The organism is Pseudomonas frederiksbergensis, assembly GCF_017114915.1.
Taxonomy (GTDB): Bacteria; Pseudomonadota; Gammaproteobacteria; order Pseudomonadales; family Pseudomonadaceae; genus Aquipseudomonas; species Aquipseudomonas frederiksbergensis_I.
On record NZ_JAAUOE010000080.1, the window covers coordinates 1 to 6,248 of the forward strand.

General features: G+C 62.2%; 5 protein-coding genes. 4 read left to right on the forward strand and 1 reads right to left on the reverse strand.

Annotated elements, in window-relative coordinates; translation table 11 throughout:
- Positions 1-369 precede the first annotated feature (369 nt).
- On the reverse strand, positions 370-1,338 hold the full coding sequence (locus HCU66_RS26500; protein ID WP_205891330.1) for a LysR family transcriptional regulator: 969 nt from the start codon (positions 1,336-1,338) through the stop codon (positions 370-372).
- Between the two features lie 190 nt (positions 1,339-1,528).
- Here HCU66_RS26500 and HCU66_RS26505 point away from each other — a divergent pair, with 190 nt between their 5' ends.
- The 4 genes from HCU66_RS26505 to HCU66_RS26520 form a co-directional block, all read left to right on the forward strand.
- The gene (locus HCU66_RS26505) at positions 1,529-3,040 is read left to right on the forward strand and encodes an efflux transporter outer membrane subunit (RefSeq protein ID WP_205891331.1); all 1,512 of its coding nucleotides are present in this window, start codon (positions 1,529-1,531) and stop codon (positions 3,038-3,040) included.
- Between the two features lie 10 nt (positions 3,041-3,050).
- Positions 3,051-5,237, forward strand: coding sequence for an FUSC family protein (locus HCU66_RS26510; RefSeq protein WP_205891332.1), 2,187 nt, complete (start codon positions 3,051-3,053; stop codon positions 5,235-5,237).
- Positions 5,227-5,427: a DUF1656 domain-containing protein gene (locus HCU66_RS26515; protein WP_205891333.1), complete on the forward strand. Its 201-nt coding sequence runs from the start codon at positions 5,227-5,229 to the stop codon at positions 5,425-5,427. Before HCU66_RS26510 ends, HCU66_RS26515 begins: the two co-directional genes overlap by 11 nt.
- A 25-nt stretch (positions 5,428-5,452) precedes the next feature.
- Positions 5,453-6,248 (forward strand): efflux RND transporter periplasmic adaptor subunit (locus HCU66_RS26520; protein WP_205891334.1); only part of this gene is annotated, 796 nt, incomplete at its 3' end.

Below are 6,248 nucleotides of genomic sequence, written 5' to 3' on the forward strand. Positions count from 1 at the left end.
TTTTTGGAATCGAGGGATTCGTAGGGGGAAGTGTCGTCCGCTTCGGGCGGATTTGCTTTAAACATGGCAAAGATCCTTAGAATTGAGGAGCTGCCACTTTTTCGTTTTCCAGACAAAAGGGCGGCAGCTGTACGCGGACTGGAAAAACCGGTAAAGGATCAAACCCGGCAGACCCGAAGGTCTCCCACGTACAGCCGCCATAACTGCGGAGCTACAAAAGCGCCGCATTATGTCATTTGCAGTGATCCCATACTTCGGGTTTTCCAGGCCCGGTCACCCACAAAGCCTATCCACCCCACTTCCGACGGACAACCGTTAAAACCCGTCGGAAACATCCCCAAAAAACACCGCGTCTGTAGGACCGTGAAATCAGTTCGCCAGCCGAGCCCCACCCAGACTCCCGCTCAATTCATACGTCGCCAGTTCCGCCTGATGCGCCGCCAGAATCTCCGGCAACGACCCACGCAAGTACTCGACCCAGGTCTTGATCTTCGCATCCAGGTACTGCCGCGACGGGTAGATTGCGTACAGGTTCAGTTCCTGCGAACGGTAATTCGGCATGACCCGCACCAACGTGCCGTTGCGCAGCCCTTCAATCGCCGCATACACCGGCAACACCCCAACCCCCATCCCGCTGGAGATCGCCGTCTTCATCGCGTCGGCGGAGTTCACCAAAAACGGTGAGCTGTTGATGGTGACCATTTCCTGGCCATCCGGGCCGTCGAAGGCCCACTTCTCCAGCGGGATCACCGGGCTCACCAGACGCAGGCACGCGTGGTTGAGCAGATCGCTGGGTTTGTGCGCGCAGCCGTTGGCTTTTACATAGGCGGGCGATGCGCAAACGATGCTGTAGGTGATGCCCAGGCGCTGGGAGACGAAGCCCGAGTCCGGCAGTTCGCTGGCAAGCACGATGGACACGTCGTAGCCCTCGTCGAGCAAGTCCGGCACGCGGTTGGCCATGGTCAGGTCGAAGGTCACGTCCGGGTGGGTCTTGCGGTAGCGGGCAATGGCGTCGATCACGAAGTGCTGACCGATGCCGGTCATGGTGTGCACCTTGAGTTGCCCGGCCGGGCGCTCATGGGCGTCGCTGGCTTCGGCTTCGGCTTCTTCGACGTAGGCCAGGATCTGCTCGCAGCGCAACAGATAGCGCTTGCCGGCCTCGGTCAGGGCGATGCGGCGGGTGGTGCGGTTGAGCAGGCGGGTTTGCAGGTGGGCTTCCAGGTTGGAAACCGCGCGCGAGACGTTGGCGGTGGTGGTGTCCAGTTGCACGGCGGCGGCGGTGAAGCTGCCGGCCTCGGCCACGTAACTGAAGGCGCGCATGTTTTGCAAAGTGTCCATGGGGGGCTCTCTTGGCGAATGGCCAAATTGTGACACGAAGTTTCTGTCTTTTCACAGGCGACTAAAGAGGCGACCAAGGGATTATCTCGTTAACGGTAACAAAGATTCACAGGAATCCCGGCTTATCGCCATTCAGGCCCGCCCCTAAAATCACGCTCCTACACCTCCCTATTTTCAGGAAATCGCAGCAGTGCCGCGTCGCATCAACAGAGCGCTCAAGACGCTCAGTGTTTTGGCTTTAACCCTGGCAATCAGCGGCTGCATCGGAACCGGAGGTATTGCCCCACAAGGCAAGGCACTGGAGGCCAATTCGTTGGCCACCGACGACGCCATCCAGAGCGCTGCTCAAGACGCTCACTGGCCCACCGCCCAATGGTGGCAAGCCTACGGCGACCCGCAACTGAACCACTGGATCGACCTCGCCCTGCAAGGCAGCCCGAGCCTGGCGATGGCCGCGGCGCGGGTACGCCAGGCCAAGTCCATGGCGGGCATTGCCGAGTCTGCCGAGTCGCTGCAGATCAATGGCCAATCGACCCTCAAGCGCCACAACTGGCCGACCGATCAGTTCTACGGCCCCGGCGAGTTGGCCAATACCACCACCTGGGACAACAACGCCGCGCTGGGTTTCAGTTATGCCCTCGACCTCTGGGGCCGCGAAAGCAACGCCACCGAGCGCGCCGTGGACATGGCCCACATGAGCGCTGCCGAAGCACGGCAGGCCCAGCTCGAATTGCAGAACAACATCGTGCGCGCCTACATCGAACTCTCGCTGCATTACGCGCAACGGGACATCGTCGCGGCGACGTTGAAACAGCAACAGCAAATTCTCGAGCTGGCGCAAAAACGTCTGGACGGTGGCATCGGCACACATTTCGAAGTCAGCCAGGCCGAAACGCCGTTGCCGGAAACCCATCGCCAACTCGATGCGCTGGACGAAGAAATCGCCCTCGGCCGCAACCAGCTCGCCGCGCTGGCAGGCTTTGGTCCGGGGGAGGGCGCACGGTTGCAACGACCGACGCTGTCGTTGGGCGCGGCATTGAAACTGCCGTCGTCGTTGCCGGCGCAATTGCTCGGTCAGCGCCCGGACGTGGTTGCCAGTCGCTGGCAAGTGGCGGCCCAGGCACGGGGGATCGAGGTCGCTCACGCCGGCTTCTACCCCAACGTCGATCTGGTCGGCAGCCTCGGCTACATGGCCACCGGCGGCGGGGCGCTGGAGTTTTTGACCGGCAAGAAGCTCAACTACAGCGTGGGACCTGCGATCTCATTGCCGATCTTCGACGGCGGCCGCTTGCGTTCGGAGCTGGGCGAGGCGGCGGCCGGTTATGACATCGCCGTGGCGCATTACAACCAGACCCTGGTCAATGCGCTGAAGACCATCAGCGACCAGTTGATCCGCCGCGAGTCGATGGACAAGCAGCAAACGTTCGCCGCCGATTCGGTGGCCACCGCGCAGAAGACCTATGACATCGCGATGATCGCTTATCAGCGTGGGCTCACCGATTACCTCAACGTGCTCAACGCGCAGACCTTGCTGTTCAAGCAACAACAAGTGCAGCAGCAGGTTCAGGCGGCGCGTTTGAGTGCCCACGCCGAACTGGTGACGGCGCTCGGTGGCGGGCTCGGCGCGGGCAACGACGTGCCGACCGCCGAGCAGACCCAGGCCCCGAACACCCCGGCCATTCTCCAGACCCTCAATCATTGAGCAACATTTCATGACTCCCTTGCCCGCTCCTCTGCGCTGGCTGTATTCCCTTGAATGGCGCCGGGGTTTCCTCGACTGGGCGCGCAGCGACGGCGTGACCTGGGTCTACATTTTCAAAGTGTTGTTCGCCGCGTTTCTGACGTTGTGGCTGGCCATGCGCCTGGAGTTGCCGCAACCGCGCACGGCGATGATCACCGTGTTCATCGTCATGCAACCGCAAAGCGGCCAGGTGTTCGCCAAGAGTTTCTATCGTTTCCTCGGCACGTTGGCCGGGTCAGCGGTGATGGTCGCGCTGATTGCCTTGTTCGCGCAGAACACCGAACTGTTCCTCGGCTCGCTGGCGATCTGGGTCGGCCTCTGCACGGCAGGCGCGGCGCGTTATCGCAACTTTCGCGCCTACGGATTTGTCCTCGCCGGTTACACGGCGGCGATGGTCGGATTGCCTGCCCTGGCCCATCCGGACGGTGCTTTCATGGCAGCGGTCTGGCGGGTGCTGGAAATCTCCCTGGGGATTCTCTGCTCGACGCTGGTCAGTGCCGCGATCCTGCCGCAAACCGCCAGCGCCGCGATGCGCAACGCCTTGTATCAGCGCTTCGGTGTGTTCGCCTTGTTCGTCACCGATGGCTTGCGCGGCCGCAGTCAGCGCGAGGCGTTTGAAGCGGGCAACGTGCGGTTCATCGCTGAAGCGGTTGGGCTGGAAGGGCTGCGCAGCGTCACGGTGTTCGAAGACCCGCACATGCGTCGGCGCAACGGGCGGCTCAGTCGTTTGAACAGCGAGTTCATGGGCATCACCACGCGCTTCAATGCCCTGCATCAGTTGCTCGAGCGCCTGCGTGGCAGCGGCGCCGATCAGGTGGTCGCGGCGATCAAGCCGGGGTTGCAGGACCTGGCCGAAGTGCTCGACGGCTTCAGCGGTCGCGCCCTGACCAGCCCCGACGCTGCACGCCTGGTCAGTGCATTGGCGACCTATAAGGAAAACCTGCCGGCGCGGGTGCGCAGCCTGCGGGCGAGCTTTCAGGAGCGCGATCCGAGTGATGCCGAGCTGCTGGATTTTCACACCGCGTACGAACTGCTCTATCGCTTCGTCGACGACTTGCACGGTTATGCACAGACCCACGCATCGCTCGCCGATCACAGCCACGAACGGGAACGCTGGGACGAGCCCTTCACCCCGCAAACCAACTGGCTGGCCTCGGCGGCGTCGGGCATTCGCGCGGCGTTCATCCTGGTGGTGCTCGGCAGTTATTGGGTGGCCACCGCGTGGCCGAGCGGGGCGACCATGACCCTGATCGCCGCCGCCACCGTCGGCCTTTCAGCGGCGACACCGAACCCCAAACGCATGGCGTTTCAGATGGCCTGCGGGACGTTGCTCGGGGCACTGATCGGCTTCGTCGAGATGTTTTTCATCTTCCCCTGGATCGACGGTTTTCCGTTGCTCTGCGTGATGCTCGCGCCGGTGATCGTGCTCGGATCGTTCCTGACTTCACGGCCGCAATACGCCGGGGTTGGCCTGGGGTTGCTGATCTTCTTCAGCACCGGTTCTGTGCCGGACAACCTCACGGTCTATAACCCTTACGCCTTCATCAACGACTACATCGCCATGATCATGGGCATGCTGGTGTGCGCGGCGGCCGGGGCAATCATTCTGCCGCCCAACAGCCGCTGGTTGTGGCGGCGGCTGGAGCAGGATTTGCGTGGGCAAGTGGTGTACGCCATCAGTGGCAAACTCAAGGGCCTGGCGTCGAGTTTGGAAAGTCGCACGCGGGACTTGTTGCATCAGGCTTATGGCCTCGCCGTGGGGCAGCCGCAGGTGCAACGGGACCTGCTGCGCTGGATGTTGGTGGTGCTGGAAGTCGGCCACGCGATTATCGAACTGCGCAAGGAACAAGCGATTCTGCCGGTGCACCCGGCGTATGCCGAATCCCAACCGTGGCGCCAGTCCATCCGGGTGATGGGGCGTTCGCTGGTGCGGCTGTTTCTGCAACCGGGCCAGAGCAATCTGGAGCGGGCGCTGGCCGCAGTCGACCACGCGATCGGCCGCGTGCAGGCCACCGATGAACCCTTCGCGCCGCACTTCGACACCTCCGCTTTGCGCCGGGTGAAGAGCTACCTGCATTTCATCCGCACTTCACTGTTGGACCCGCAATCGCCATTGGCCTCATTCGCCAAGCCCCAAGGACTTGAACATGCCTCGTGAAATCGCCTTCCACGGCGTGTACATGCCGACCATGACCCTGATGTTTTTCATTGCGGCGGCGCTGGCCTGGGCGCTGGACCGGTGCTTGTCCGGGTTCGATCTGTACCGCTTCTTCTGGCACCCGGCGTTGCTGCGCCTGAGCCTGTTTACCTGTCTGTTCGGCGCTTTGGCGCTGACTGTCTACCACTGACTCTCTATCACTGAAGAAAGCCCTGATGAAAAAGCTTTTCAGCCTGCTCGCGACCCTGCTGGTATTGGCCCTTGCGCTATGGATCGGCCGGACCCTCTGGGAGCATTACATGAACACCCCCTGGACCCGCGACGGCCGGGTGCGTGCCGACATCATCAACGTCGCCGCCGACGTGACCGGTGAGGTGGTGGAGGTGCCGGTGCGCGACAACCAGTTGGTGAAAAAGGGCGACCTGCTGATGCGCATCGACCCCGAGCACTACCGCCTCGCAGTCAAACAGGCACAGAGCCTGGTGGCCTCGCGCAAGGCCACCTGGGAGATGCGCAAGGTCAACGCCCATCGCCGCGCCGACCTCGACAACCTGGTGATCTCCAGGGAAAACCGCGACGACGCCAGCAACATCGCCGACTCGGCCCTGGCCGATTACCAGCACGCCCAGGCGCAACTGGAAGCCGCCGAACTGAACCTCAAACGCACCGAAGTGCGGGCGGCGGTGGACGGCTACGTCACCAACCTCAACGTCCATCGCGGCGACTATGCACGCATCGGCGAAGCGAAAATGGCCGTGGTCGACATGAACTCGTTCTGGGTTTATGGCTTCTTCGAAGAAACCAAACTGCCCCATGTGCGCGTGGGCGATAAAGCCGACATGCAACTGATGAGCGGCGAAGTGCTCAAGGGTCATGTGGAGAGCATTTCTCGCGGCATCTACGACCGCGACAACCCGCAAAGCCGCGAGCTGATTGCGGATGTGAACCCGACGTTTAACTGGGTGCGTCTGGCGCAGCGAGTGCCGGTCAGGATTCACATTGATGAAGTGC